Source organism: Microbulbifer celer, assembly GCF_020991125.1.
Lineage (GTDB): Bacteria > Pseudomonadota > Gammaproteobacteria > Pseudomonadales > Cellvibrionaceae > Microbulbifer > Microbulbifer celer.
On record NZ_CP087715.1, the window covers coordinates 3,720,856 to 3,747,229 of the forward strand.

Consider the following 26,374-nt stretch of genomic DNA (forward strand, 5'->3'; position numbering starts at 1 on the left):
TTGATGCGGGTCAGGATAACGCGGGTTAGAAGGGATATTTCAGCAGGGTCATGTGGAACAGGTTTACCCCCCAGTGGGTAAACACACAGGCCCAGAAGCTGCCGCGCAGCGTCCACACCAGCGCGTAACCAAGCCCGGCTATTCCGACCAGCGCCAAGAGCGCGGGGGACGCGGCCCATCCAGTGTGCAGGGTGGTGAATAGTGCGGCGACGGCAACCGCCACAATCCATTTCCACATTTTCCATTGCGACAACCCGGTTTCCAGCCCACGCTGTAGTACCCAGCGGAAAAAACCCTCCTCGGCAATACACACTACCGCCAGATTGATCAGTGCAGCCAGGGCAATGGTCGCGGTGAGCTTGACCGAAACCCCCAACAGAAAAGCACCGGCAATCACCGGAACCGCAATCGCGATCGCCATTACCGGCAGATCCGCCCGCTTGAGCGGTTGCGGACGCATCAACATGAACAACACCAGCGTCAGCGCGATCACCGCTTTCGCCGGACGGAAACTCGCGTAGATCTGATTCCCCACGTCATCGCTGTAGGGCGCCAGCAACGCTATATGATCATTCCCGGGAATAACGCCACTGTTCACCACCAGCATTAGCAGCCCCGCGATCACAAAACTCAGGGCTTTTTTCCAGCCCCGCGCATTCTCTATCGCGACCAACGCCAGCCAGATCACCGGTGCAAACAGGCCTGTCCAGCCAAAGGGCATCGCCAGCGCACACAGTGCGGCGGCGGGCAGCCAGACCATTTTGCTATTGAAAGGGTTGGCACCGCGGATCACGGGCGCGCCCTGTTCGATACTGACAGAAAACATAGAAAATCCATTTTCCATTTTATGTGGGACATTGAGGGAGTCAGATCATATCGAGGGAAAGCGCGCCATTCAGTGACGAATTACCGGGTAAAGTGCGACCTGCCTACAAATTTTCCCTGTCCTGCACGCAAATCGCGATCGCCAATGCCAGCAGTTAAGTGTCAGCCGTTAAAGGTTGCTCGCATGGAGCGGTAGGTGAGCTTCATCTTTGCCGGGTCCAATGGCGCCTTGAAGAAGCCGTGATAGTGCCCCCGCGGGTTGATCAAAACCACTTGCGAGCCATGGTCCACCGTGTAGTCTCCATCCTCCAGAGGCACTTTGTTGAAGGGAACATTCAGCTGGTTGGCGAAACGCTTCAGGTTGAGGAATTCACCGGTGACTCCGTAGAAGTCCGGATTGAAGTAACGTACGTAGTCGCGCAGGTTTTCCGGTTTGTCTCTTTTGGGATCGACCGATACCAGAAGCACATCGGTGTCCTTGCGGGTATCTTCATCAAGCGTCTGATAGAAATTATTCAGCGTAGCCAGTGTTGTAGGACAGACATCGGGACAGTGGGTGAAACCGAAAAATACCAGTGTCCAACGGCCTGCGAGATCGGCTGTGCTGTACTGGTCACCACTGTCGGTGATCAGCTGAAAATCGTCGAGAATCCGTGGACGCTCCAGTTTGATCGCACCGTTGGCTCTCAGCTCAGCATCACTGATTACCCGCGGCATACCCATCTTGTTAATAAAGCCCGCCAGTACGGCCACCATAAACAGCACCAGCACACCAATGGTCAGATAGATTCCGCGCTTTTGTTCCGGTGTGTGTTTGACAGTGTGATAATCGTTGGCTTCCATGATCAGGCTCCACTGGTGGGTAGTGCGATCAGGTAATGATCCAGCAGCATGATGCAAAACAGGGCCATCAGGTAAACGATGGAGTACTTAAATGTTTCCATACCCGCCGCGGGGTTTCTATCCCGCAACATTTCTATTGCCCAATAAACAAAGCCGAGGCCCAGCACCACAGCGCCGAGCAGGTACAACCAGCCCAGCATGGCGGTAGCAAAAGGCAGTAGACTGACGGCAAACAGGATAAAGGTATACAGCAGGATATGAACCTTGGTGTACTGCACGCCGTGGGTGATGGGCAGCATGGGAATTTCCGCCTTGGCGTAATCGTCGCGGCGATGTACTGCCAGGGCCCAGAAGTGTGGTGGCGTCCAGGCGAAAATGATCAGCGCCAACAGCAGACCATGGCCGTGCAGGTCTCCGGTGACGGCGGTCCAACCCAATAGTGGCGGCGCTGCGCCAGCGAGGCCGCCAATCACAATATTCTGCGGCGTGGCACGCTTCAAAAACATGGTGTAGACGACGGCGTACCCGAGCAGCGAAAACAGGGTCAGCCAGGCAGTCAGCGCATTGATGAACGCGAGCAGAATACCCATGCCGGTAACGCCCAAGACCAGGGAAAACAGTACGGCTTTATGGGGCTCAACACGACCGCGGGCAATCGGGCGATTGGTGGTGCGGGCCATCTTGATGTCGATATGGCGATCGACCAGGTGGTTGACGGTGGCGGCGGAACCGGCGCAAAGCGCAATACCGATATTACCGAGCAACAGTGTGTCGAGCGGCACCATGCCCGGTACGGCAAGGAGCATGCCGATGACCGAGGTGAGAATCATCAACATCACCACCCGCGGCTTGGTGAGTTCGTAATAATCGCGCCATCCGGCACGCTGCACACTGACTACCTGAACACTCATGGTCACCACCTCGTTATCTTTATTATGTTTGGCCGAATTCCTTCCGGTCCATTTGGATTTCCGTTTTCCGGGTGCACAGCCTTTGCATCAGCGACAACTCCGCTTGTTAACTGTTCCCTATCGCTGGCTGCACGGTGTTTATCCGGTAACAGAACGTCAGCAAGCTTAATAATAAAAGCGCTGCGCCGGCGTTGTGCGCCACCGCGATCGAGAGCGGCAAAGACATCACTACATTCGCAATTCCCAATGCCACTTGCAAGCACAACACTGCCAGCAGCCCCTGGGCCCAACGGGGCGATCCGGCGCGCCAGGCGAGAAAGGCGACTAGGCTCACCAGAACCGCAACGATTATTGCGCCAATCCGATGTGTCACGTGGATTGCAGTGCGCGCCTCACCTTCAAGCGCACCGCCGAGATAATTCGGGCCGATCTGTTGCGCAATATTGAAGCCTTCAGAAAAATCGGCGCTGGGGAACCACTGCCCATGGCAGGTTGGAAAATCCGGACACGCCAGTGCCGCGTAGTTCGAGCTGGTCCAGCCGCCCAATGCGATCTGCAGGCCGACGGCGACCACCGCCGCAATGGCCAGAGGGCGCAATCGCTGTAGGGCGGTAAATTCATGCGGCGGAATAACGCGTTTGCGGTATCGCAATCGCTCCGCGAGCATCCATAGTACCGCGAGTGTCGCCATGCCCCCCAACAGATGGGCGGTGACTACTTGCGGCCAGAGTTTCAGGGTGACTGTCCACATACCGAATGCGGCCTGCATTACGATCAACCCCAGCAGGATGTGACTCTGGATGAATCCACGGTGCCCGCGGCGTCGCCAGAACATATAGGTGAGGCCTGCCACCAGCAACAGGAGCATACCGGCAAAATAGCGGTGCACCATTTCCGGCCAGGTTTTATCGGTTTCTACCGGAGTCAGGGGAAAGGCTTTATTCGCAGCCTCGATCTCATGAGACTCCGTTGGCCACAGCAGGTGGCCGTAGCAACCGGGCCAATCCGGGCAACCGAGGCCAGCATGAGACAGGCGGGTGAATGCCCCCAGTACAACCACAACCATTGCCAATGCAGTACCGATCAGCGCAAGGCGAAAGCGCCAGTCTTTTTTATAGTTTTTTCTCAGTTGGGTAATATCGGATTCCACATCCATCAGCGCGTGCTCCTGTTTTTCTGGTACTACTTTTTTATTGCTCGTAGGAGTACTTAAGTAACCGTTTGATATCTTTTAGCAACTGGTTGCCGCTATGTTCATTATCGTAAACCATCATTGCGTAGCCGCGCTGATCCACCAGCAGCACACCGGGCATTTCCAGGTTGGCGTGACTGGTATCGCTCAGCCACTGCGAAACCTGTTGGCTATCCGCAGAAGCAAACCGCATTTTGGGGTGCTGCTTCTGCAGTGCCTGTTGTCGCGATGTGCTGAGCGGCGCTGATGTGACAAGTACACGCTCTACCCTGCGCGCCTTTTCTCCGAGACGGATATGTACCTGGCGCGTGGTATACAGCAGCTCTTCACAGACATCACTGCATGCCGCATCTCCCATCACGAGGTAACGCCACTTGGAATCCTCTCCGGTGAGCGAAATAGCCTCTCCATTTTTTCCAAAAACCGAGAACGCATCAACGCTGCGGGCCGGCTGCAGCAGCTCTCCCTGATTGACCGTATCCGCGGGCATGCCGAGGCCGGTATAGAACACGATATAGGCAGAGACGATGGGCAGTGCCACCGCGACAAAGACACCAATACCAGCCCAACGGCCAAGCCCCCGGCGTTGCGGCTGTGAACTTCCCGGTTCGTCTGTGTCTGTAATGAGTTGATCGGTCACACCTTTACCTCGCTGTTGTTATTATCGATCGTTATTGTGTGCGGTTCAGCCGTTTTCTGAACACCCTGCCACGCACATCCGTTGCCGCAAGCAACCAGAGTATCAACAGTGCCGTGGCCATGGCGAACCACTGTAGGGCGTAAGCACGGTGTCGTTCCGGCTGGGTATTAACCAGGCGCCAATCGGTAACGAGTGCAGAATCGGAGTCGGCACTCAGCCGAATATGCCACTGAGGATTGCGAAGGTTAAGTGAATCGGTCAGCGCATTTTCCAATGACTGGACTCTGGCCCCAGGCTCTGCTGAAGCAACCGGTTGTTGTTCTGCTGCACCAGTGCTGTCGTCATTGGGATAAATGAAGCCAGTGATGACTTTCGCCGCCAGGGGGTAGTCCACGTCAGGCAGTTGCGCACGGTCATTACCGGCAGCGATCCAGCCACGATTGACCAGCCAACGCTGTCCTTTACTGATAAATACTTGCAGGATTTCGTAACCGACCTTGCCATTGCGGATACGGTTATCGAGGTAGAAATACTCATCGGTATAATAACCGAGCGCTCTTACCGCAACATATTGTTGCGGGGTGTGCAGGGTGTTGAGTTCCTGCGGCTGGGCGGCGAGCCGTGTGTCGATGTCGGCAAGCATTTGCCGTTTTTCTTCGCCGCGATCCAGTTGCCAGAATCCCAGTGACAGTAGAATCGGCATCAAACACAGGCTCAGGATGCTCAACGGCCAGTTGTGGATCAATGCTACACTGGTGCCTCGCGACTGTTCTCCGGCTTCCGTGGAGTGTGTTTCCGTCCCGGTGGATAATGCTTTTTCGTCTGCGTGCGACGATTGGTTCGGAACTGTCATGCCAATAAGTACTTCTATAAATGGCGTTAATTTATGTGGCTTAAAACAATCATCGTGCTGTTGTTTCTGGCCGTGCTGGCCAGCCTGACCAGCGCCCTTCTGTTTCTGCTGCGCGATATGGGCGCACCGCAATCAAAGCGCACACTCTACGCGCTGGGTATACGCATTTCCCTTGCCGCTCTATTGCTGATCGCCATCTGGTATGGCTTCGACAGTGGCATCCTTTCCAATACGGCGCCCTGGGCGAATAAATACTGAGCCGGACCTGTCAGGTGGATGCACTGCGCTTATCCACCCTACAGAATATCTATCCGCTCAGGTTACCCGTCCGCCGAGCCTCAGGTTGATGAGTACCGGGTATCCACCACTCACTTCAGATCACGCGCCCAGCACGTAAACAAAGATAAACAGGCCAACCCACACCACGTCCACAAAGTGCCAGTACCAGCTCGCGGCTTCAAAGCCAAAGTGATCGTCCGGTTTGAAGTGGTGCGCGATCACCGAGCGCAACAGCATGATCAGCAACATGATGGTACCCATGGTCACATGCGCCCCATGGAATCCGGTCAGCATAAAGAAGGTGGTACCGTAGATGCCGGATTCCAGCGTCAGCCCCAGTTGCTGGTAAGCCTCAAGGTACTCTTCCACCTGGAAGAACAGGAAGGTTGCACCGAGGATAACGGTCGCACCCAGCCACAGGTTGAATGCCTGGCGCTTGTTCTTTTTCAGGAACACGTGGGCGACATGAACCGTGACGCTGGAAGCGAGCAGCAGAACGGTGTTCAGCAGCGGCAGATGCCAGGGGTCGATGATGCCTTTGGGGCCGACTACCTTGGCGGACTCGCCACTGACCGCCTGTTCCGGAGTCACCATCAACGGCCAGGTGTTCTGAAACCCCTCCCACAACATATTGGAGGAACCGCGGTCGCCTTCGCCCCCCAGCCACGGCAGCGAGAAGGTGCGAATGTAATACAGGGCGCCGAAAAATGCCGCGAAGAACATCACTTCCGAGAAGATGAACCAGCCCATACCCCACACGTAAGAGCGCTTGAGCTGGTCACTGTTCAACCCCTGCATATTTTCCCGGATCACCGCGGCGAACCAGAACCACAGGACCGCGGCCAGGGCGATGGTACCGGAAAAGAAAATATAAGCACTGCCGCCATTGATCCAGCTGGCGGCACCAAAGGCGGTCAGAAACAGGCCCAGGGTGGCAAAGATGGGCAGCCGGGACTGCTCGGGCACGTAGTAGCTGCTTTCTGTAGCCATAAATTTATCCCTCTCGCTTGGACTCTCGCTCAAATGGGGGAGGCATCCGTGTTTTTGTTCTCGGTTTGTTTGGCCATGCGATCCGTCACATCAAACAGCGTGTAGGAAAGCGTGATCGTATTGACGCCGCGCGGCAGATCCGGGTCGACGATAAATCTCAGCCCCAATTCCGCGGATTCGCCAGCGGCGAGCGTCTGCTGGTTGAAGCAGAAACACTCGGTTTTGTGGAAATATTCGGTCGCTTTGAATGGCACCAGGCTGGGGATTGCCTGGCCCACCATATTGCGCCCGGTCGGGTTGCGGGCCAGGAATACCGTGTCCACGGCTTCGCCGGGATGTACCCTCATCTCCACCGTAGCCGGGCGAAATTCCCAGGGCATGTTTTCATTGTGGCTGGCGACAAACTGCACCTTCACCAGCCGCTCTTTGTCCACCGCCGCCGGTACCGCCTCGTAGCGACCACCGGTCTTGCCATTGAGACCGGTGATTTCACAAAACGCATCGTAAAGCGGTGGCATAACGAAGAGCGCAAACCCCAGCATGGCCACCGCGAGGGTGGACAGCTTGACTGTGGTGATGGTGTTGGCACTCCACGTACCTGCACCGGGGGATTGATTGCGCTTGGTCATGCTTTGTTACCTCAAGCGCTCACTCAGCGCACCGCTGGCGGCGTGCTGAAGGTGTGGTACGGCGCCGGGGACGGTACGGTCCACTCCAGCCCCTGCGGGTTTTCCCAAACCTCATCAGACGCTTTCTTACCGCCCTGTACCGTGCGGATCACGTTAAACAGGAACACGATCTGCGCCGCCCCGAACAGGAAGGCCCCCACACTGGCAATCTGGTTGAAGTCGGCAAACTGCAGCGCGTAGTCGGGAATCCGACGCGGCATGCCGGCGAGTCCGACAAAGTGCATCGGGAAGAAGGTGACATTCAGACCGATAAACGCGAGCCAGAAATGCACCTTGCCCATACTCTCGTTGTACATATTGCCGGTCCACTTGGGCAGCCAGTAATACACGCCGGCGGTGATCGAGAAGATCGCCCCGGGTACCAGAACATAGTGGAAATGCGCCACCACAAAGTAGGTGTCGTGATACTGGAAATCCGCCGGTGCGATGGCGAGCATCAGACCGGAGAAACCGCCAAGGGTAAACAGGATCACAAACGCGATGGAGAACAGCATCGGCGTCTCAAACGTCATGGAACCCCGGAACATGGTGGTCACCCAGTTGAACACCTTCACACCGGTGGGTACCGCGATCAGCATGGTGGCGTACATGAAAAACAGCTCACCGGCAATCGGCATGCCCACGGTAAACATGTGGTGCGCCCACACGATAAAGCTGAGGAAGGCAATGGAGGCTGTGGCGTACACCATTGAGCTGTAACCGAATAGTGGTTTGCGTGCAAAGGTGGGAATGATCGCCGACACGATACCAAACGCCGGCAGAATCATGATGTACACCTCCGGGTGACCAAAGAACCAGAACACATGCTGGAACAATACCGGGTCACCACCACCGGCGGCACTGAAGAAGCTGGTACCGAAGTGAATATCCATCAGCATCATGGTCACCACGCCCGCAAGTACCGGCATGACTGCAATCAGCAGGTAGGCGGTGATCAGCCAGGTCCATACGAACAGCGGCATCTTCATCAACGTCATACCCGGTGCACGCATGTTCAGGATGGTGGCGACGATATTGATCGCCCCCATGATCGACGATGCACCCATGATATGGATGGCGAAGATGAAGAAGGTCACGCTCGGCGGTGCGTACTCGGTGGACAATGGTGCGTAGAAGGTCCAACCGAAGTTGGGCGCACCGCCTTCCATAAACAGGGTGGACGCCAGCATTGCAAATGCGAATGGCAGGATCCAGAAGCTCCAGTTGTTCATCCGCGGCAGTGCCATATCCGGAGCGCCGATCATCATCGGCACCATCCAGTTTGCGAGCCCCACGAATGCCGGCATCACTGCGCCGAAGACCATAATCAGGCCGTGCATGGTGGTCATCTGGTTGAAAAATTCCGGCTGCACGATCTGCAGGCCGGGCTGGAAGAGTTCGGCGCGGATCACCAGCGCCATGCAACCGCCAAGCAGGAACATCGCAAAACTGAACCACAGGTACATCGAACCGATGTCCTTGTGGTTAGTGGTGTAGAGCCAGCGGGTAATTCCGGGTTTCGGGCCGTGTGCCATAACTAAATTCCTCTCGGCTCCTGCTTACTTATTCTTGAAATTGAGAACGTCAATGGGCTGCACGGTGTCGCCCATATTATTGCCGAAGGCATTGCGCTGATAGGTGATCACTGCGGCGAGATCCACTTCACTCAACTGCGCACCGAAGGCCTGCATCGCTGGGTTGCTCGGCGAGCCGTTAACCACCATGCTCATATGATTTTCCATCGGGCCCGTTGCGTACTTGGAACCGGCGATGGCCGGGAAGGTACCGGGCACACCCTGGCCATTAGGCTGGTGACAGGCGGCACAGGTGCTCGCGTAAATTTTCTTGCCTCGCTCATAGAGTTCGTCAAAGGTGAAGGTTTTGTTGGTCAACTCCTTGATGCGCGCAGCAGCCGCGGCGCGATCGCTCAACCAGGAGTGGTATTCATCCTGCGGAACCGCCTTGACCACAATCGGCATGAAACCGTGATCCTTGCCACACAGTTCCGCGCACTGACCGCGGTAAATTCCCGGCTCGTCGATACGTGTCCAGGATTCGTTTACAAAGCCGGGAATCGCATCCTTTTTCACTGCCAGGTCCGGCACCCACCACGCGTGAATCACATCGTTGGCAGTGATCAGAAAACGGATTTTCTGATTGACCGGTACCACCAAAGGCTCATCCACTTCCAGCAGGTAATCTTTGCTTTTTGGCTGCTGGTTATCGATTTGCGCGCGGGGTGTGGAGAGATTGGAGAAGAAAGAGACATCGGAACCCAGATAATCGTACTTCCACTTCCACTGGTAGCCGGTGATCATGATGTCGAGATCGGCTTCCTTGGTGTCGTAGATATCGTAGAGGGTTTTGGTGGCGGGAATCGCCATGCCGACGAGAATCAATGTAGGCACGATGGTCCAGGCCAGTTCCACCAGCGTGCTCTCATGGAACTGCGCCGCCTTGTAACCCCTGCTTTTGCGGTGGCGCCACATGCTGTAGAACATCACACCGAACACCACCACACCGATCGCCACGCAGATCCAGAAAATCAGCATGTGCAGATCGTAAGTGGTACGGGATACTTCGGTGACCCCCTGGGTCATGTTGACCCCCCAGCGCTCCACTTCCTGCGCGGATTCCGGATTCGCGCCTGGTGCTGACTCCTGAGCGAAGGCAGCGGGTGCGAAAACCGGGAGGCACAATAAGAAGGCGAACAGCCGTTTCAAGCCCTTCAACATCGCCTGCAGATCTCCATGTTTGTTATTCTCGCGAGCCGCTTCCTGCGGTCACATTGCTGAAGCCTTGCCACACCTGCATGCACTCTGTACACGCAATGCGTAATCGGCCGCGGCGCGGTAACCAACAAGATAGCAAAACCCTTTAGCAGCGGTTGGCTGCCGGGATAACTGGAGTCTGCTCCGATCAGGAGATCGGATACTGTTCCACACATCATCAATGTGGACATGCTGTAGTAAACCAAGACTACATACACTGTTCGTACACCGGGGAGGACCGCGGTCGCACGATACTGCTTCAGTGCAACTTGTTATTTTTTACTTCAGATGTCGTCGCCCGGAAGGTACAACCAACAACCTGTGTCTTTTTTTGTCGCATCTAGCACTTCCAAAAGAAACACATCGCTGGAAGAAAGTCAATTAAACCGCCAACTTACATGAAAAATTCACCGGCGCCCTCGCGCCCCGATCGAAAACGGATTTCACGCCGTTTTGCCGCGCCCTACTACCGCGTCTGGTACCTTGCCTGGCCGATGATTCTGAGCAACATCACTGTGCCTTTGCTGGGGGCGGTGGATACCGCTGTGCTCGGACACCTATCCAGTCCGGAATATCTTTCCGGGGTCGCCATTGGCGCCAGTGTCATCTCCATGCTGCTGTGGGCGTTCGGTTTTCTGCGCATGGGCACCACCGGGCTAGTGGCCAGAGCCGGCCGCGATGGCGAAGCCGCAGCGCGCTGGTTGGCGCGGGCCCTGTGTCTCGCGGGGTTACTCGGAACCGCCGTTTTACTCTGCGCATCGCCGCTGCTGTCACTGATCACCCAGTGGATGAACGCCAGTGCCGAGGCCGCTCCCCATGCGCAGGATTACCTGCAGATCCGCCTGCTGAGCGCGCCCCTGGCACTGGCAAATTTTGCCCTGCTGGGTTTTTTTATCGGCCGTCAGGACAGTCGCGCACCGCTGATGATTCTGGTGGCGGCCAATCTGCTGAATATTGTGTTGGACCTGGTGCTGATCATCGGTCTCGATATGGGCGCCCGCGGCGCTGCGTGGGCTTCGGTATCCGCAGATGTATCCAGCTTCACTCTCGGATGGTGGCTACTGGGACGTCGCCATCGTGCCGCCCGCGACGGATTCAGCCGATTGATCCGGCGCAAGGATTTTTGGCCATGGCAGAAGGTGGCGCCCTGGCTGGAGCTCCTGCGGATCAATACGGATCTGTTTATTCGCACCTGTCTGTTGCTGTTCACTCTGGCATTTTTCACCGCCCAGGGGGCGGCCCAGGGAGATGCTGTACTGGCTGCCAACGCGATTCTGATTCAGTTACTGATGATGACTTCCTACGCACTGGACGGTTTTGCCCACGCCACCGAGTCGCTGGTGGGACGGGCCATTTCCCGCCGATCAATGACTCAGTTTTTACGCACGGTCACCGCGGCAGGCGTGTGGGCGATGGTCACAGCGGGGTTGATCACTGCGGTTTTCATTATCGGCGGCGACTGGATACTGCCGCTGTTTACCGGCATACCCGAAGTGCTCGCGATTGCCCACCGCTATTATCCCTGGTTGTGCGCACTGCCGCTGGTTGCGGTGTGGAGCTATCAGCTTGACGGCGTATTCATCGGGGCGGGCAAAAGCCGGCAAATGCGTGACACCATGTTCATCGCAACCCTGATGGTGTTTCTACCCTGTTGGTGGTTTACACGACAATTTGACAATAGTGGCATTTGGTTCAGCCTTTTTTTATGGTTTAGCGCACGATCCCTTGGATTATTGGTCTATTTTTACATCTACACTAAAAGCAAATATTGGTTGTAATTGGAGCCTACGGGAGAATCCAATCCCAACGTTAAGCGGTCTCATCGGCTGCACCAAATCGGGGGCGACGTGGGTACAAAATACCCTGCACAATCCTGCCTGCAGTCTGATGAAGCAACGAGGATGCGGTTTCACCGTTATCGTTATCGCGGTATGTCAGACCCTTACACAATGATCCAACAGTGCATTGACCGCGCCGTCGTGGCGGAGCAGGAGCGCGGACGATTCCGCCGCTCTCTGCATGACACCCTGCCCCGCCTGCATCACAGCATCCAGCTGCCTCAGCGGGATGCCCCTCTGCATATCACCTGTTTTGTGATCCGTTATATTCAGGTCATCCCGCAGTGGATGCAGCGTCTGGAGCAACTGTGCAAGGCCGGTGGTCTGGATTTCTTACCGGTGCGAGACCTGGTGGCACACAGCTTCAAGGAAATTCCGGAACGTCAGCCCCACGAGCACGGGCTGGGATCGATTCTTGATGAAGCCTATCTGGCGCATCGGGTGATGGAAGAGATCAACGATGCACTGCAAACCGTTTGCGGAACGCCGTTGTTACCGATGGATCCGATGATTGCAAATTTGATCGTGCGGGAGTTGTTGGGAGAAAAGCTCGCCTGTCAGTTGGACGACCTGACAGATATTCTGCTGCAACGCTTTGAGCCCGTTGAGCTGGACCCCACGCACCTGGTAGCACTGATCCTGCACAAGCAGCATTTCGATGATGCGCCGGGGGAATGGCCGGATTTTGCCAACCAGTTACAGATCGAATTGCGCACCCCCAACCTGTATCCACAGCAGCTGGACCGATCCCACTAGTGGGCCGTGCGGCCTGCTCGAATGCAGTCAGGCTGCGTCCACTCTTCATTTGAACCCATCTTTGATTACCGCCGCAGTATCTGCCGCCAGTTATTAAAAAACGCCGGTTCGCCCTGTAGCAGCACGCGGTTCAGATCATCCACTTCCCGCCGCAGGGATTGATCGTAAAAATACAGGCTGCCACCGCGCAGGGTAAATCCCTTGGGGTTCTCTTTCAGCAGCTGGTAGAAATGTTGCAGGCGATTCAGGTACTGCTGCACCCGGGCCAGAGAAAAGGCGCCCTTGTGGTAACCGCTGAAGACCTGGCGATCCAGTTCTGCATTGATTTCCGGCAGCGTTTCTTTGTCAATACCACTCTGATCCAGCAGGTTATTCAAGTCTGCGCGCAGGTCGATCAGGTAACGGTCTGCCGCCTGGGCAGAAATTCGTGCGCGATCAATATCGCGCTGACGGCGATGAAGGCGCCGACGATCGTTGAGATCCCGGGGGTTCCATAGTTCACTTTCCGCCAACTCCTTGACCGGCCAGAAAATGGTTTTGTGCTGGCGGACTGAGTTTTCTGTCAGCCGTTCACAAACCTGCACCGCAGCCTGCCAGTCTCCAAAGACCTTACCTTCCAGGGTTTTCTCTGGCAGTGCGCCGGCAGCTCGCAGCAAGCGCGCCTCTTCCTGCTTGAGGAGCTCCGGATTTTTTTTCCAGTCATTCGCCTGTAGAGAAAACAGGGAGAGCAACCCTTCGTTGGCGCAGCGGGACAGCAAATAAGAAACCTGCGCGCGCTGATCCGCGCGCAGCTTTTGGTAGTGGTCCAGCCCGTACAATGCCGCTATAGCGGCGACCAGTAACAGGGCAATCAGCGGGAATAATTTTTTCAAAATATGTTCAGGTCAGTGTTTCTTATCTGACGGCGGCTGCAGAATTTTTACGGCCGTCTCTTCTACTTCCCTGTCATCGGTTTGATTCACGCGGGTATCCAGTTCCCGCGGTGAAGCCTGTAAACGGATCTCATCCTTGAATCCACAGGCCACACACTCCCGGTAGTTTTTATCGTCCAGTCGATAGTTGACGATTTTGTCCATCTCGCCACAGCGGGGACACACGGCGCCGGCAATAAACCGGCGCTTTACGGGCTTTTTTGTTTCACTGTTCATAAACTCACTCAAAATATATCTACTACTGCTTTTGACAGCCCGTCACCCGATGTTCCGATTTACTCAATACCGGAGTGGCGCAGAAGCGCATCTATTTTAGGGCCGCGGCCACGAAATTCTGTGAACAGGTCCTGTGCCTCGCGACTGCCGCCCTGCTCGAGAATAGTGTGCAGGAATCTGGTGCCGGTATCCGGATCAAAAATACCGTTTTCTTCAAACAGCGAGAATGCGTCAGCAGACAGCACCTCTGCCCACTTGTAGCTGTAATAGCCCGCCGCATAGCCGCCGGCAAAAATGTGGCTGAAACCATTCTGGAAGCGGTTGTCCGGCGATACCGGCACTACGGAAACCCTATCGCGCACTTCGTTGATCAGACGCTGAATCTCTTCTGGGTTGGCGCCTTCGGGGCGCGAGTGTAACAGGAAGTCGAACAGGGCAAACTCCAGCTGGCGTACGGTAAACATCGCCGACTGGAAGTTCTTCGCAGCGAGCATCTTGTCCAATAGTTCCCGTGGCAGCGGCTCGCCTGTCTGGTAATGACCGGAGATCATAGCCAGCGCCTCCGGCTCCCAACACCAGTTTTCCAGAAACTGGCTCGGCAGCTCGACTGCGTCCCAGGCCACACCGTTGATGCCGGACACCGCCGCCACATCCACTTGCGTCAGCATATGGTGCAGGCCGTGACCAAACTCGTGGAACAGAGTGGTGACCTCATTGTGGGTGAGCAGCGCGGGGGTATCCGAGGAAGGGGAACTAGCGCCCGCGGCGGACGGGGAACTAGCGCCCGCGGCGGAAGGGGAACTAAAGTTACACACCAGGTAGGCCACCGGTAGCTGCAGTCCGGCCACGGTCTGTCGGCGCACGCGGACATCGTCCATCCACGCGCCGCCGCGCTTCTTCTCCCGGGCATAGGGGTCGAGATAGAACCCGGCAATGGGCACACCAGCGCGCTTCAGCCAGTAGAACTGCACGTCCGGATGGTAAGTGGCCACGGAAGTATCCACTTCCGCGACCACGCCGAACAGTTTTTCCGCCACCGCAAACAGGCCCGCCAACACTTTCGGGTAGGGGAAATAAGGGCGCAACGCCTCCTGGTTGAGCGCGTAGCGGGACTGCTTCAGCTTCTCCCCTGCCCAGGGCACATCCCACGGCTGCAACCGATCCAGCCCCAGCTCATCGCAGGCAAAGTTCTGCAGCTCGGTAAACTCTTTCACCGCGGCAGGCCTGGCTCGCTTGGCCAGATCCCACAGGAAACTTTCCACCTGCTGGGGGTCTTCCGCCATCTTGCTCGCCAGCGACAGCTCCGCGTAGTTCTTCATCCCCAGCAGATGCGCCTTTTCTGCACGCAGCGAGAGAATCTCAGCCATCACATTGGCATTGTCGAACTCGCCCCCGTTGGGACCAATCTCCGAGGCGCGGGTGATAAATGCGGTGTGCATCTGATGACGTAGATCGCGGTTATCCGCGAACATCATCACCGCCAGGAAACAGGGGCCATCCAGGGTCAGCAGCCAACCGGGCTTGCCCTTGGATTCTGCAGCCGCCTTGGCCGCTGCCAGTGCGGTCTCGGGAATTCCCGCCAGCGCCGACTCGTCTTCGATATTCAGTGTCCAGGCATTGGTGGCATCCAGCACATTGTTGGCAAATTTACTGCTGAGCTCCGCCAGACGCTTGCTGATGCTCGCGTAGCGCTCGCGCTTGCGTCCTTCCAGGCTCACGCCGCCCAGATGCATGTCCCGCAGTCCGTGCCGCACCGCCTGTTTGCGCGCCTGGGGCCAGTTGGCGAAATCTGCGGCCTTGGCCAGGCGCCGGTACACCTGGAACAGATCCGGGTCCTGCCCCACTTCGGTCCAGTACTCGGTAACCCTGGCCAGGCAGGCCTCGTAGGGCGCGCGCCACTCGCCGCTGAGCACGCTGTTCAGGTGCGATACCGGTGAAAACGCCTTGTGCAACCGATCCTGCGCCTCTTCCAAGGGCGCCAGAGCCTCCTCCCAGGTCGGGTTGTCACCGCAGTTTTCCAATGCCTTTCGCAGCTGATCGCGACAATTCTCGATCAATTCCACAATCGCAGGCTCCGCGTGCGCGGGTTGGATGGTATCGAAAGGTGGTAGTACGGGCTCGGCGAGCAGCGGGTTGGGCGCTGCGGTGGGCACTGGAGTATCAGACATCGGATTTCCTTGTCGGGGAGCGGCGATGGCGTGAATAACCCATTCATCACCGCCCGGCACGGGTTAACATATCAGGCTGTATTCTAGTGGATAGCCAAACCGGAGGTCAGCCTTGTCCGCGAACGATTCCCACCATCAGTCCCGGAACCCCGCCCTGCGAGCGCACCGCGGCCACAGTCCCAAGCTCGGCGACCGGGTGTTTATCGACCCGCAGTCGACGGTGATCGGCGATGTGGAACTGGGTGACGATGCCTCCGTGTGGCCGATGGCGGTGGTGCGCGGCGATATGCACCGCATCCGTATCGGCGCCCGTACCAGTGTGCAGGATGGTTCGGTGTTGCACATCACTCACGCCAGCGATTTCAACGAAGGCGGCTGGCCACTGACCATCGGCGACGACGTCACCATCGGTCACAAGGCCTGTCTGCACGGCTGCACCGTGGGCAACCGGGTGCTGATCGGTATCGGGTCCGTTGTGCTCGATGGGGCAGTGATCGAGGACGAAGTTGTGCTGGCGGCAGGCGCGCTGGTGCCACCGGGCAAGCGGTTGGAGAGCGGCTACCTGTACGTGGGTTCACCGGCAAAACAGGCACGGCCGTTAACAGAGAAAGAAAAGAAATTCTTTACTTATACCGCCGGTAATTACGTGAAACTGAAAGACGAATACCTGCACAAGTGATTTCCACTGCTGCAGTTACTGCATTTCCGATTGCCGGTTTCCGCAGTTTCAACGTCTTGCAGCGCTGAGTTCGACAATCAGAAGTTGTTGATACCGGCAGAATTAAGCGTGTGATTTGTACTAAACCTGTTAGTGCTTAGTGTACTGATCCTTTCAGTACGCACCTCAATACACACAATAACTTCTGCCGTCGGAAAATTTCATGACCGATCTCAGCAAACTGCGTATCAATGGCCAGCGCCTGTGGGACTCCCTGATGGAAATGGCCACCATCGGCGCCACCGCCAAAGGCGGCTGCAACCGCCAGGCACTCACCGATCTCGATAAACAGGGACGCGATCTGTTCGTGCAATGGTGCGAAGACGCCGGTTGCAGCATCACCATCGACGAAATGGGCAATATCTTCGCCCGGCGCGCGGGTAACAACGGCGATCTGGCCCCGGTGCTCACCGGCTCACACCTGGACACCCAACCCACCGGCGGCAAGTTCGATGGCGTCTACGGTGTGCTCGCCGGCCTCGAAGTCATCCGCACCCTCAACGACCACAACCTCGACACCGAAGCCCCACTGGAAGTGGCGGTGTGGACCAACGAAGAAGGCGCCCGCTTCTCTCCCGCCATGATCGGCTCCGGCGTGTGGAGCGGCAACTTCGACAAGGAATACGCCTACGCCCGCACCGACAAGGAAGGCAAAACCTTCGGCGAAGAACTGGAACGTATCGGCTACCAAGGTGAAGCCCCGGCCAAACCCCGCGATCTCGCCGCGGCCTTCGAAGTACATATCGAACAGGGTCCGATCCTGGAGGCCGAGGAAAAACAGATCGGCGTACTGAGTGGCGTCCAGGGCATGTACTGGTACGACCTTACCCTCATCGGCCAACCCTGCCACGCCGGCCCCAGCCCCATGGAAACCCGCCGCGACCCGTTTATGGGCCTGCACCGCATCCTCGACCAGCTGTACAAACTCGCCGAAGCGCACGCCCCTTGGGCGCGTGTCACCTTCGGCGACATCCGCGCCGAACCCGGCAGCCGCAACACCGTACCGGAAAAACTCGTCCTCGCCGTCGACCTGCGCCACCCGGACCAGCAAGTGCTCGACACCATGGACAAAAGCTTCCGCGAAATCGCCGCCGGCACCGCCGCCGAACTCGGCCTCGAACACCAGATCCGCGACGAATGGCGCTCCCCGGCGGTCAGGTTTGACGAAAAATGCGTGGAAGCCGTGCGCAGCTCCGTGGCCGAACTGGGCTACAGCAACAAAGAAATGGTCTCGGGCGCCGGCCATGACTCCGTATATATCTCCCGCGTCGCGCCCACCAGCATGATCTTTGTGCCCTGTGAAAAAGGCCTTTCGCATAACGAAGCGGAGAATGCGGAGCCGGATGATCTGGAAGCGGGCGCAAACGCACTGCTGCACGCGATGCTGAAAATGGCGAACCAGGACAGCTAACGAAGCGCAAAACTCAAATGCGAAGCGGCTGATGCCGGTAACCCTTCACGAGACCTTCCGCCAGAGGGACCTCGCGGAAGAGCCCCCATGGATGGGTTCACGGCGTGTCTCGTGAAGGGTTACCGGCAGCAGCCGCGCCACCGGGTCTGAAAAAGGGCCTGATAAGACAGGATTCGAGAAAGCAGATGACTGGATTTACTTACAAACACCGCAACGACAACGGCAACACAGCGCCGTTGAAAAACTGGGGCATCGACTCCGAATACGGCGTCCTCACCGACCTGCTCGTCGGCCCCATCGACCATTACACTTGGCAGATGGGCAACGCCGCTTCCCGTCGCTCCGTGCGCCTGGGCCGCGAATTCGACGCCAACGTCGCCCAACAGCAATACCGGGAAATGCTCGACGCCTACAAACACGCCGGCGTCACCACCCACCTGCTGCCCGCCGACGCCAACCTCCCCTATCAACTCTACGCCCGCGACAGCAGCGTCATGACACCCTGGGGCCCCATCGTCACCCAGATGTACTCCCCCTGGCGCCGCGGCGAATGGGTCGACGTCATCAAGACCTACCAGAAACTGGATATCCCGGTGTACGACATCATCACCGCCGGCAGCCTGGAGGGCGGCGACTTTATGGTGCTCGAACCCGGCGTCATCCTCTGCGGCTACAGCGGCGAACGCACCTCCCCGCAGGGCTTTAACCAGATGAAAAGCTGGATTGAAAAAGAAGGCTGGGAAGTCAAAGGCTACGAGTTCGACCCCTACTTCCTGCACATCGACGTGCTCGTCGCCGCACTGGCAGAAAAGCTGGTGGCCGTGTGCGTGGACGCGGTAGAACCGGAACTGGTGCAGTGGTTCAAATCCCGCAACTTTGAGATTATCGACATCTCCTACCCGCAGGTGATGGAGCTTGGCGTCAATGTCGTCGCTCTCGGCAACGACCGCATCATGCTGCCGGCCGACAACACCGAACTGAAAGAAAAATGCCGCGCCCGCGGCCTGGAAGTGATCGACCCGGATATCTCCATGATCACCGCCGGCGGCGGCGGCGTGCACTGCATGTGTCAGCCCCTCGCGCGCGAACCGGGATAAGGTTTCCGAGCCGCATGAACCACTAGCTGTCCGCCGGTACCAAAAGCTGCCCGGCGGTGCGCAACAGCTCGCCGGTCAGCGCTTCCAACAGCGCACCACCCGTGCGCCAGTAATGCCAATAAAGCGGCACGTCAATCGGCCGATCCGGTAGCAGTTCCACCAGCTCGCCCCGGGCCAGCAAATCTTGTGCCTGTAGTTCAGGTACCAGCCCCCAGCCGAGACCATTCGCCACTAGGTTTACAAATCCCTCGGAAGACGGGCACAGATGGTGGGGGAAAGTACCGCTAAACCCCAGCGATTCCAGATAGCGGTGCTGCAAGGCGTCATCCGGACCGAATACAACCGCGGGGGACTTTGGCAGCGCGGCTTGGTCGACCCCGCCCGGAAAATACCGGCGAATATACGCCGGGCTCGCCAGCGCGCGGTAGCGCATCGCGCCGAGGGCGATACTGCGCGCACCGGACACGGCCCGATCCGCGCCACACACACAGGCGGCCACATCGCCAGCTCGCATACGTTTCAGTCCCACCTCCTGATCTTCCACCACCAGGTCCAGCACCAGATTGCGCTCGCTGCAAAACCCCGCTATCGCGGGCGCCCACCACGTCGCCAGGCTGTCTGCGTTGATCGCTATCCGCAACCTCTCCGGCCCTGTCCCCGCCTCCATCAGCGCTGGAATCTGCCCCTGTATATCCCGCTCCAGCAGGCGCACCTGCTGTACGTGGTTGAGCAGGCGACGTCCCACTTCCGTGGGCTTTGGCGGCGATCCGCGCAGCAATACCGGTTGGCCGACGCGCGCCTCCAGCAGCTTGATGCGCTGGGAAACCGCGGACTGTGACAGGCCCAGTGCTTGCGCTGCCCGATCGAAACCGGCCTGTTCCACCACCGCGGCGAGCGCGGCCAACAGCTTGTAGTCGAACATATCAGTTTCTCTAATACATGATTAGTAAAGTTCGTTTTTCTTATACCAGAAGTCGATCCAAACTGGCCACTGTCTCGGCTTTTCAGATACAGGAAGACGATGTTACAGAGCTATTTCAACGGGCTGATGTTGGGCGCCGGCCTGATTATTGCCATTGGTGCACAGAATGCGTTTCTATTGGCGCAGGGGGTGCGCCGGGAATATCACTTTCAGGTAGCGGCGCTCTGCGCACTCTGCGATGCAGTGCTGGTCTGCGCCGGGGTATTTGGCCTCGCCGCGCTGTTGGCGGAGAGCCCGCTGTTGATCAGCCTGGCACGCTGGGGAGGAGCGGTCTTCCTCACCTGGTACGGCATCCAGGCGGTGACCCGGGCCCTCCAGCCACAAGGTCTGGAAAACCGCACAGAGCAAAGGGCCCGCTCTCTGGCAAGTGTACTGTTGATGGCGTTGGCGGTGACGCTGCTCAACCCCCATGTCTACCTGGATACGGTGTTATTGATTGGATCACTCGGCGCACAGCAGGTAGAGCCCGGGGCTTATGCGCTGGGCGCTGTCAGCGCGTCACTCGCGTGGTTTTTCGGGCTGGCCTTTGGGGCGGCCTGGCTCTCGCCCTGGCTGGCGCGGCCATCGGTGTGGCGGTTTATCGACCTGGGCATTGCCGCGATGATGCTGAGCATCGCCACGGGTCTGGTGCTAAAGCAATGATCGGCCTGAATCCCCGCTGTTACCGCCAAAGTCGGTATGCACAGCAAGTACCAGCTGCGCAAACCCCTTTCAGCGACGCTGGATCGAGCCCTGTGGAACACTCACACCGCGTATTCTATTTCCATCAGGCTGCAGCGCTGGGCAATGCCCAGCGCGCGCTTGATGGTCGGGTACACCGCAGCCGTCGCCACGCAGACTCCCAGCTCGATACGCTGGGCCTTATCCAACTGCTGATCAATCCGCGCGTCCAGTTGTGGATCGATGGCGCGGTAACTGGCCACCGCGCTGGCAAAATCAAAAATATCCTTCAGGTTTTCCGGTAACCGACTACCGCCTTCAATGCAGGCCTTTACCAGGGCTTTATCCAACCCCGCTTCGAGTGCCATGCGTACCGACAGCTGCAGACATTCACCACAATCCGCCACCTGCATGGACGCCAACCGACTGACCCAGTAAACATCCAACGGCAGCTTTTCCCGATAATAGGACAGCGCCTGAAATCCCTGAAATGCCTCGTAGCCCTTTGGCGCAACCTGCAAAAATTCCTGCAGGTATCCCACGTCGTAACGGTAGTGTTCACCAAATTCCGTCAGTTGTTGCTGCGCGGCTTTGCTGTCCATGATTCACCTCCAGTTTCCATCCAGTTTCAACCCGCCGGTTTCAGTCCAGTCTCAATCAGTGCAGAAGCGCGAGCGCCCGCGCACTGAGCCAGAGCCCCACGCCAAAGGCACCGTGGGTGCACAGGCTCAACAGCCGCGCGCGCATCGGCTGCGGCGTACGACTTGCAGCGATACCCGCTCCCAGTGCCGGCTGCATAATAAAAAATGGCAGCACCACGGTGGCCACGCCAAACCCGAGCGCTTCGAGAAACCCCGGGTGCGCAACCCAGTCGAGACCATAAAGGCCCAGCATGGCCGCGGCGAGCGCCACACCAGTCAGGTAGTGGAAGGTCCAACCCAGGATACTTTCTCCCCTGACCGGTTTGGCCTGGCGAATATTGTCGTGGCTGAACTGGCCCGGCATATGCCCCAGCCAACGGCCCACCACCCGCCAGTCCAGGGGTTCGATGCCGCTGACTGCTCGCACCAGCTGCCCCCAGAGATCGCAAATAACGGTCGCCCCGACGCCCAGCACCAGGCTGTAGCCCATCCATTGCCCAACTTCGTTCACCGCAAAACCTCTCTGCCACTTTCCCAATCAGGAACGCAGTTTCAACGGAAATACATTTGGATGGAAGTTGGTATCTATCGGATATCAAGATAGATCGGGCGGGATGAGCCCAGGCCGCGCTACAGCGGAGGGCTATAGTAATTGCCGTACAGGCGGTGAGCCTCGCGCGCGAACCAGCGCGCCGCATTCCCCTGTGGGGTGCGATTGGACCAGAGCAGGTCAACACCGAGGCTCCAGGCCGAGAGTGCGCTGGTGAGATTCAACTCGACCAGCCGGCCGCTTTTCAGGAAGGGGCGCGCCAGCTCAAACGGCGCATTGACCCAGCCTACCCCCTTGCCCGCCAACTCCAACCCCTGCAGCAGCGAATCCGTGACCCAGCACTGTGCGGCCACCTGGCCCCGGCGCGGATCTCCCACGGCACTGTGTGCACCACTGGCAATCAGGATCTGGCGGTAGTTGGCCGCCTCCACCAGGCTGGCAGCGGGCAGTTGCGCCAGAGGATGCTCCGGTGCGGCGAGGGTGAGAATCTGCTGTTGGCCGAGATTGTTGGAATCCACCTCGCCGGGATAGCCCTCGCGCGCGGTGACAAAAGCGAAATCGGCATCGCCCCGGCCAATCCGCTCGATCGCCCGCTCCCCATCAATACTGCTGGCGTGAATCAGTGTATTGGGAAACTGTTCGGCGAAGGCGGCGAGCATATCGTTCAGCCGGTCCGGCATCACCTGCTCTTCGAACAGAATTCGGAGTTGCGATTCCTCCCCGCTCTGGTAGGAGTCCGCCGCCTGCTGTAGCCGGCGCATCTGGCCAATGGACTGACGCGCCAGTGGCAACAGGGCAAGCGCGACGTCAGTGGGCTTTGGAAACTTGCCACTGCGATCAAACAGCTCGACGCCCACATCGAGCTCCAGGTTCTGGATCTGGGCACTCACCGCGGACTGGGCACGACCGCACTGGCGGGCGACGGCAGAGAAGGAGCCGAGCTCACAGGCGCTGACAAACAACTGCAGTTGATCGAGACTCAGATTGCGCACGCGACCAGCTCCCTGCCTTACCCGGAATGGTTATTTACCCTGTGCCCGCAACCAGCCGGATCCAACGATTCCTCCAGCGGCACAGGCCAGGATAATCACCAGCGGTGTCAGGGTACCCAGTGCCAGTGCGCCGATGCCAAAACCGCGCATAGGCAACAACAGAAACAAGAGAATGCCCGCGGGAATCAGCGATAGCATAAAACCCCGGGTGATCCAGCTCTTGCGCCAGGGCAGTAGAAAAATCAGGCCACAGATGCCACCCCAGACCACGCGCTGGTAAATATAGGCATTGGAAAGATGCGGTGCGATATCCACAGACAGCGCGCGGGTAATTCCGTAGTGCCCCAGTGCCCACAGGCCCAGTGCATAACCGAGCCCGGCCAGGCAGCCAGCCGCAAAACAGACAGAAAGATTCTTGGTAAATTCTCGCACTGGTAAACCCCCGTTAACTGAATCTCGCCAACAAAATTCCGGACGAGAGAAACCGGGGCAGTATGCCAGATCTCGACGCAATGAAAGTACACGGATTGGCGATTCTGAAACTTCGGATATACAGCGGGGAGGGGAGCAAAACAAGACCCGGCAGCGTCACCGCTGCCGGGCACAAAAAATCAAGCGGGGCGTTTGCTGGAGCCGTAGAGCTCTTCGAGCATGCTGTCGATACGTGCGGCCAGTTTATCCTGGGTGTCGTCCAGCAGAATCACATGGCCCATTTTGCGGCCCGGACGGAGCTCTTTGCCGTAGGACCAGACCCCTTCGTTGGGCAGTGCAGGCTTTTTATCCACGCCCAGCATATTGATCATCACCGCCACGCGGTCGCAAGCGGTTTCACCCAGTGGCATACCGAGAATTGCGCGCACATGATTGGCAAACTGGCTGGTTTTGGCTCCAGCTAAAGTCCAGTGCCCGCTGTTGTGCACCCGCGGTGCCAGCTCATTGATCAGCAGGCCGTCGTCGGTGACAAAGCACTCCATCGCCAGCACACCCACATAGTCCCAGGCATCCATCAGGGTGGACAGGTATTCCTGTGCGGTGGTCTGGAGTTTTTCATCCACATGCGGCGCGGGCGCGGTGGAGACCAGCAGGGTACCGTTGTAGTGATCGTTTTCCGCCAGCGGATAGGTCACCACTTTGCCGTCTGCGGTGCGCGCGCCGATCAGGGAAACCTCGCGGGAGAAGTTGATGCCTTTCTCCACCACGTATTCCTGTTCGGGTACCTGATCGGCGATACCTTCGAGGTCTTCGTCGCTGTTCACCCGCCACTGGTTCTTGCCGTCGTAGCCGTTTTCACAGCTTTTGATAAACGCCGGGTAACCCAACGCTTTTACCGCGGTGCAGATTTCGCTGTAGTTATTCGCGGGACGGAACGGGGCCACCGGCAGGCCGGCGTCGGTGATGGCGGTTTTCTCGCGCACGCGGTGCTGGGTTTTTTCAAACGCATCCGGGCGCGGGTAAACCGGGCAGAATTTTTCCAGCGCCCGCAGCAGACCCACATCCACGCCTTCGCGTTCGGCGGTGATGACTTCGGGGCTGCCCATGGCTTTGTACAGGGCCTCGATTTCCTCGCCATTGCCGGCGTCTACAATCGTCCCCAGCCCTTGCACGCAGGCGGTGTTCTCACCACCCTCGGCGAGAAAGCTGAATTCGATACCCAACGGGCGGGCTTCCTGGGCCATCATCTGGGCCAACTGGCCACAGCCGACAATCCCTACACGCCTACTTTGACTGGCTGTCATTTCCGCTATACCTCGTAAACCTTCATCAGTCGCCGAGCGACTTATTCCACTTCAAACGGCACGCCGGCGCTCTGGTTCTCGCGCCAGGCGATCAGGCGTTTCTGCAGCTCCGGATCGCTCAGGGACAGCATCTGCGCCGCCATCAGGCCGGCATTGAACGCGCCGGAAGCGCCCACCGCCTGAGTGGCCACCGCGACCCCTTTGGGCATCTGCACGATGGACAGCAGGCTGTCCATTCCGGTCATGAATTTGCTCGCCACCGGTACGCCGATGACCGGCAGCGGGGTCATCGCGGCAATCATGCCCGGCAGATGCGCAGAACCGCCGGCGCCGGCGATGATCACCTGGGTACCGCGCTCGTGGGCGGTGGTGGCGAATTCCGTCATGCGCTGGGGCGTGCGGTGCGCGGAAACCACCGCCGTGGCAAATGGCACACCCAGATCGGCAAGCGGCTTGGTCGCCATTTCCATGGTCGGCCAGTCGGATTGGGATCCCATCACGATGGTGACTTTTTCAAACGGAAGCTGATTCACTAGCTGTTAACTCCAGGGTTACACGAGCATCGGAGAGCGGGCACAGCCCGGGAATAACTCGTCGATTCACGGGTGCCGGCCCCGCGCCGCCCCAAAAGCGACCGACCGCCCCAAATTAAGGGGCGTGAGGATACCAAAACTCAGCGAGAAAGCACGCAGTACGGGGCTCTCCGCCGGTTTTAGTGACGTTTTCCCCGAGCTTTACCGGGCGAGACTGTCGGATCAGCCTTGCAGCCCGGCGCTTCCGTCCGGGAAACGATAGTCTGGCGGAATGGTCACGGCACGCTCAAACGGTAACGCCGCGGAGAGAAGTGACCAGATTTCTATTCTTTTTCACTGGCAGCTTGAGCGCGCAGACGGTCCCGCAACATGGTCAGAACCGGCGCAACCTGCGGCCGCACGCCACGCCACAGGGCAAACGACTCTGCCGCCTGCCCCACCAGCATGCCGAGACCATCGGAGACTTCCGCGCCCAGCTCCGCGGCCCAGCGCATAAACGGCGTGGGTTGCGCACCGTACACCATATCGTAGGCACAGCAGCCCTCCGCCAGTGCCCGCGGCGACAGCGGCGGAAGTTCCCCGGACAGACTGGCGGCACTGGCATTGATCACCAGATCAAAACCCTCCGGTACGGCATCCAGCCCGCTGGCGGTAATCGCACCGTACCCGGAAAAATCTTCAGCCAATTGCTGCGCTTTGTGCGCGGTGCGATTGGCAATATGCAGTTGTGCCGGCTGCTGTTTCAGTAGCGGCAGTAATGTTCCCCGGGTAGCACCACCCGCGCCGAGCACCAGCACTTTTTGACCGGCAATTTTCCAGCCCAGGTTGTTAACAATATCCGACACCAGCCCGGGGCCATCAGTGTTGTCACCCAGCAAGGTGCCATCATTCTGTAACGCCAGGGTATTGACCGCACCGGCGGTGCGCGCACGCTCGCTCAGGGAGTCTGCGTAGTCAAAGGCATCGAGTTTGAATGGCGCGGTGATGTTGAGCCCTTTTCCACCGTCGGCAAAAAACTTATCCACCACTGGTTTAAAACCATCCACTTCCGCAAACAGTTTTCCGTATTCCATATCCTGGGCGGTCTCGCGTGCGAAGGCACCGTGGATATCCGGAGACATGGATTGTTTTATCGGGTTTCCGATAACGGCATAGCGATCAGTCACAACAAC

Annotated in this window: 28 protein-coding genes; 7 read left to right on the forward strand and 21 right to left on the reverse strand. The window is 58.1% G+C overall.

Annotation, left to right across the window (positions count from 1 at the left end; translation table 11 throughout):
- Positions 1-25 precede the first annotated feature (25 nt).
- From LPW13_RS15460 to LPW13_RS15485, 6 genes are all read right to left on the reverse strand, one after another.
- Positions 26-826, reverse strand: coding sequence for a CPBP family intramembrane glutamic endopeptidase (locus tag LPW13_RS15460; protein ID WP_230436770.1), 801 nt, complete (start codon positions 824-826; stop codon positions 26-28).
- Positions 827-987: 161 nt separating this feature from the next.
- The gene (locus tag LPW13_RS15465) at positions 988-1,668 is read right to left on the reverse strand and encodes an SCO family protein (RefSeq protein WP_230436772.1); all 681 of its coding nucleotides are present in this window, start codon (positions 1,666-1,668) and stop codon (positions 988-990) included.
- Positions 1,669-1,670: 2 nt separating this feature from the next.
- Positions 1,671-2,579 carry a heme o synthase gene (gene cyoE, locus LPW13_RS15470; protein WP_230436774.1) on the reverse strand — a complete coding sequence of 303 codons (909 nt, stop codon included), beginning with the start codon at positions 2,577-2,579 and terminating at the stop codon, positions 1,671-1,673.
- 106 nt (positions 2,580-2,685) lie between these two features.
- On the reverse strand, positions 2,686-3,735 hold the full coding sequence (locus tag LPW13_RS15475; protein ID WP_230436776.1) for a COX15/CtaA family protein: 1,050 nt from the start codon (positions 3,733-3,735) through the stop codon (positions 2,686-2,688).
- 34 nt (positions 3,736-3,769) lie between these two features.
- Positions 3,770-4,411 (reverse strand): SCO family protein, encoded by a 642-nt coding sequence (locus LPW13_RS15480; RefSeq protein ID WP_230436777.1) that lies wholly within the window; start codon positions 4,409-4,411, stop codon positions 3,770-3,772.
- Between the two features lie 31 nt (positions 4,412-4,442).
- Complete coding sequence (locus LPW13_RS15485; protein WP_230436779.1) at positions 4,443-5,264, reverse strand: SURF1 family protein; 822 nt, start codon at positions 5,262-5,264, stop codon at positions 4,443-4,445.
- A gap of 33 nt (positions 5,265-5,297) precedes the next feature.
- Between LPW13_RS15485 and LPW13_RS15490 the strand changes: the two genes are divergently transcribed.
- On the forward strand, positions 5,298-5,522 hold the full coding sequence (locus LPW13_RS15490; protein ID WP_230436781.1) for a DUF2909 domain-containing protein: 225 nt from the start codon (positions 5,298-5,300) through the stop codon (positions 5,520-5,522).
- Positions 5,523-5,642: 120 nt separating this feature from the next.
- Here LPW13_RS15490 and LPW13_RS15495 read toward each other — a convergent pair whose 3' ends face one another.
- From LPW13_RS15495 to coxB, 4 genes are read right to left on the reverse strand one after another with little or no spacing between them, the layout of a single operon-like run.
- Positions 5,643-6,533: a cytochrome c oxidase subunit 3 gene (locus LPW13_RS15495; RefSeq protein ID WP_230436783.1), complete on the reverse strand. Its 891-nt coding sequence runs from the start codon at positions 6,531-6,533 to the stop codon at positions 5,643-5,645.
- Between the two features lie 29 nt (positions 6,534-6,562).
- Entirely contained in the window at positions 6,563-7,162 is a 600-nt protein-coding gene (locus LPW13_RS15500; protein ID WP_268932656.1) for a cytochrome c oxidase assembly protein, read from the reverse strand.
- Between the two features lie 23 nt (positions 7,163-7,185).
- The gene (gene ctaD, locus LPW13_RS15505) at positions 7,186-8,736 is read right to left on the reverse strand and encodes a cytochrome c oxidase subunit I (protein WP_230436785.1); all 1,551 of its coding nucleotides are present in this window, start codon (positions 8,734-8,736) and stop codon (positions 7,186-7,188) included.
- Between the two features lie 24 nt (positions 8,737-8,760).
- Positions 8,761-9,936, reverse strand: coding sequence for a cytochrome c oxidase subunit II (gene coxB / locus LPW13_RS15510; protein ID WP_230436787.1), 1,176 nt, complete (start codon positions 9,934-9,936; stop codon positions 8,761-8,763).
- Positions 9,937-10,370: 434 nt separating this feature from the next.
- Between coxB and LPW13_RS15515 the strand changes: the two genes are divergently transcribed.
- Together LPW13_RS15515 and LPW13_RS15520 are read left to right on the forward strand one after the other, a co-directional pair.
- Complete coding sequence (locus tag LPW13_RS15515; protein WP_230436789.1) at positions 10,371-11,750, forward strand: MATE family efflux transporter; 1,380 nt, start codon at positions 10,371-10,373, stop codon at positions 11,748-11,750.
- Positions 11,751-11,921: 171 nt separating this feature from the next.
- Positions 11,922-12,566 (forward strand): hypothetical protein, encoded by a 645-nt coding sequence (locus LPW13_RS15520; RefSeq protein ID WP_230436790.1) that lies wholly within the window; start codon positions 11,922-11,924, stop codon positions 12,564-12,566.
- Between the two features lie 65 nt (positions 12,567-12,631).
- Here the strand turns inward: LPW13_RS15520 and LPW13_RS15525 are convergent, their stop codons facing one another.
- Genes LPW13_RS15525 through LPW13_RS15535 form a run of 3 tightly spaced genes read right to left on the reverse strand, consistent with a single transcriptional unit; the run spans position 12,632 to position 15,882 of the window.
- Entirely contained in the window at positions 12,632-13,438 is an 807-nt protein-coding gene (locus LPW13_RS15525; protein WP_230436792.1) for a hypothetical protein, read from the reverse strand.
- A gap of 12 nt (positions 13,439-13,450) precedes the next feature.
- On the reverse strand, positions 13,451-13,714 hold the full coding sequence (locus LPW13_RS15530; RefSeq protein WP_230436794.1) for a YheV family putative zinc ribbon protein: 264 nt from the start codon (positions 13,712-13,714) through the stop codon (positions 13,451-13,453).
- Positions 13,715-13,773: 59 nt separating this feature from the next.
- A complete protein-coding gene (locus tag LPW13_RS15535) occupies positions 13,774-15,882 on the reverse strand; it encodes a M3 family metallopeptidase (protein WP_230436796.1) in 2,109 nt (702 codons plus the stop codon).
- Between the two features lie 154 nt (positions 15,883-16,036).
- Between LPW13_RS15535 and LPW13_RS15540 the strand changes: the two genes are divergently transcribed.
- The 3 genes from LPW13_RS15540 (at position 16,037) to LPW13_RS15550 (ending at position 19,108) form a co-directional block, all read left to right on the forward strand.
- Complete coding sequence (locus LPW13_RS15540) at positions 16,037-16,561, forward strand: gamma carbonic anhydrase family protein (RefSeq protein ID WP_230439212.1); 525 nt, start codon at positions 16,037-16,039, stop codon at positions 16,559-16,561.
- 202 nt (positions 16,562-16,763) lie between these two features.
- The gene (locus LPW13_RS15545) at positions 16,764-18,011 is read left to right on the forward strand and encodes a Zn-dependent hydrolase (protein ID WP_230436798.1); all 1,248 of its coding nucleotides are present in this window, start codon (positions 16,764-16,766) and stop codon (positions 18,009-18,011) included.
- A gap of 185 nt (positions 18,012-18,196) precedes the next feature.
- Complete coding sequence (locus tag LPW13_RS15550; protein ID WP_230436800.1) at positions 18,197-19,108, forward strand: dimethylarginine dimethylaminohydrolase family protein; 912 nt, start codon at positions 18,197-18,199, stop codon at positions 19,106-19,108.
- Between the two features lie 22 nt (positions 19,109-19,130).
- Here LPW13_RS15550 and LPW13_RS15555 read toward each other — a convergent pair whose 3' ends face one another.
- On the reverse strand, positions 19,131-20,030 hold the full coding sequence (locus LPW13_RS15555) for a LysR family transcriptional regulator ArgP (protein ID WP_230436802.1): 900 nt from the start codon (positions 20,028-20,030) through the stop codon (positions 19,131-19,133).
- A 99-nt stretch (positions 20,031-20,129) separates the two neighbouring features.
- Here LPW13_RS15555 and LPW13_RS15560 point away from each other — a divergent pair, with 99 nt between their 5' ends.
- Positions 20,130-20,732 (forward strand): LysE/ArgO family amino acid transporter, encoded by a 603-nt coding sequence (locus LPW13_RS15560; RefSeq protein ID WP_230436803.1) that lies wholly within the window; start codon positions 20,130-20,132, stop codon positions 20,730-20,732.
- Positions 20,733-20,833: 101 nt separating this feature from the next.
- Here the strand turns inward: LPW13_RS15560 and LPW13_RS15565 are convergent, their stop codons facing one another.
- From LPW13_RS15565 to aroE, 7 genes are all read right to left on the reverse strand, one after another.
- Positions 20,834-21,352 (reverse strand): hypothetical protein, encoded by a 519-nt coding sequence (locus LPW13_RS15565; RefSeq protein ID WP_230436805.1) that lies wholly within the window; start codon positions 21,350-21,352, stop codon positions 20,834-20,836.
- A gap of 55 nt (positions 21,353-21,407) precedes the next feature.
- The gene (locus LPW13_RS15570) at positions 21,408-21,902 is read right to left on the reverse strand and encodes a DUF2938 domain-containing protein (protein WP_230436807.1); all 495 of its coding nucleotides are present in this window, start codon (positions 21,900-21,902) and stop codon (positions 21,408-21,410) included.
- Between the two features lie 119 nt (positions 21,903-22,021).
- Positions 22,022-22,933: a LysR family transcriptional regulator gene (locus LPW13_RS15575; protein WP_230436808.1), complete on the reverse strand. Its 912-nt coding sequence runs from the start codon at positions 22,931-22,933 to the stop codon at positions 22,022-22,024.
- Between the two features lie 30 nt (positions 22,934-22,963).
- Positions 22,964-23,365 carry a hypothetical protein gene (locus tag LPW13_RS15580; protein ID WP_230436810.1) on the reverse strand — a complete coding sequence of 134 codons (402 nt, stop codon included), beginning with the start codon at positions 23,363-23,365 and terminating at the stop codon, positions 22,964-22,966.
- Positions 23,366-23,544: 179 nt separating this feature from the next.
- Positions 23,545-24,669 (reverse strand): 5-(carboxyamino)imidazole ribonucleotide synthase, encoded by a 1,125-nt coding sequence (locus LPW13_RS15585; RefSeq protein ID WP_230436812.1) that lies wholly within the window; start codon positions 24,667-24,669, stop codon positions 23,545-23,547.
- Between the two features lie 41 nt (positions 24,670-24,710).
- The gene (gene purE, locus LPW13_RS15590; RefSeq protein ID WP_230436813.1) at positions 24,711-25,202 is read right to left on the reverse strand and encodes a 5-(carboxyamino)imidazole ribonucleotide mutase; all 492 of its coding nucleotides are present in this window, start codon (positions 25,200-25,202) and stop codon (positions 24,711-24,713) included.
- A 323-nt stretch (positions 25,203-25,525) separates the two neighbouring features.
- Positions 25,526-26,368 carry a shikimate dehydrogenase gene (gene aroE, locus LPW13_RS15595; protein ID WP_230436815.1) on the reverse strand — a complete coding sequence of 281 codons (843 nt, stop codon included), beginning with the start codon at positions 26,366-26,368 and terminating at the stop codon, positions 25,526-25,528.
- Positions 26,369-26,374: the final 6 nt, after the last annotated feature.

What these genes read in the sequence shown, in the direction of transcription:
- LPW13_RS15530 (WP_230436794.1), bottom strand. Translation starts at nt 13,714, where the DNA reads ATGAACAGTGAAACAAAAAAGCCCGTAAAGCGCCGGTTTATTGCCGGC.
- LPW13_RS15465 (WP_230436772.1), bottom strand. Translation starts at nt 1,668, where the DNA reads ATGGAAGCCAACGATTATCACACTGTCAAACACACACCGGAACAAAAG.
- LPW13_RS15490 (WP_230436781.1), top strand. Translation starts at nt 5,298, where the DNA reads ATGTGGCTTAAAACAATCATCGTGCTGTTGTTTCTGGCCGTGCTGGCC.
- LPW13_RS15535 (WP_230436796.1), bottom strand. Translation starts at nt 15,882, where the DNA reads ATGTCTGATACTCCAGTGCCCACCGCAGCGCCCAACCCGCTGCTCGCC.
- LPW13_RS15550 (WP_230436800.1), top strand. Translation starts at nt 18,197, where the DNA reads ATGACTGGATTTACTTACAAACACCGCAACGACAACGGCAACACAGCG.
- ctaD (WP_230436785.1), bottom strand. Translation starts at nt 8,736, where the DNA reads ATGGCACACGGCCCGAAACCCGGAATTACCCGCTGGCTCTACACCACT.
- LPW13_RS15460 (WP_230436770.1), bottom strand. Translation starts at nt 826, where the DNA reads ATGTTTTCTGTCAGTATCGAACAGGGCGCGCCCGTGATCCGCGGTGCC.
- LPW13_RS15500 (WP_268932656.1), bottom strand. Translation starts at nt 7,162, where the DNA reads ATGACCAAGCGCAATCAATCCCCCGGTGCAGGTACGTGGAGTGCCAAC.
- LPW13_RS15585 (WP_230436812.1), bottom strand. Translation starts at nt 24,669, where the DNA reads ATGACAGCCAGTCAAAGTAGGCGTGTAGGGATTGTCGGCTGTGGCCAG.
- LPW13_RS15475 (WP_230436776.1), bottom strand. Translation starts at nt 3,735, where the DNA reads ATGGATGTGGAATCCGATATTACCCAACTGAGAAAAAACTATAAAAAA.
- cyoE (WP_230436774.1), bottom strand. Translation starts at nt 2,579, where the DNA reads ATGAGTGTTCAGGTAGTCAGTGTGCAGCGTGCCGGATGGCGCGATTAT.
- LPW13_RS15545 (WP_230436798.1), top strand. Translation starts at nt 16,764, where the DNA reads ATGACCGATCTCAGCAAACTGCGTATCAATGGCCAGCGCCTGTGGGAC.
- LPW13_RS15485 (WP_230436779.1), bottom strand. Translation starts at nt 5,264, where the DNA reads ATGACAGTTCCGAACCAATCGTCGCACGCAGACGAAAAAGCATTATCC.
- LPW13_RS15555 (WP_230436802.1), bottom strand. Translation starts at nt 20,030, where the DNA reads ATGTTCGACTACAAGCTGTTGGCCGCGCTCGCCGCGGTGGTGGAACAG.
- LPW13_RS15520 (WP_230436790.1), top strand. Translation starts at nt 11,922, where the DNA reads ATGATCCAACAGTGCATTGACCGCGCCGTCGTGGCGGAGCAGGAGCGC.
- LPW13_RS15560 (WP_230436803.1), top strand. Translation starts at nt 20,130, where the DNA reads ATGTTACAGAGCTATTTCAACGGGCTGATGTTGGGCGCCGGCCTGATT.
- LPW13_RS15515 (WP_230436789.1), top strand. Translation starts at nt 10,371, where the DNA reads ATGAAAAATTCACCGGCGCCCTCGCGCCCCGATCGAAAACGGATTTCA.
- LPW13_RS15565 (WP_230436805.1), bottom strand. Translation starts at nt 21,352, where the DNA reads ATGGACAGCAAAGCCGCGCAGCAACAACTGACGGAATTTGGTGAACAC.
- coxB (WP_230436787.1), bottom strand. Translation starts at nt 9,936, where the DNA reads ATGTTGAAGGGCTTGAAACGGCTGTTCGCCTTCTTATTGTGCCTCCCG.
- LPW13_RS15495 (WP_230436783.1), bottom strand. Translation starts at nt 6,533, where the DNA reads ATGGCTACAGAAAGCAGCTACTACGTGCCCGAGCAGTCCCGGCTGCCC.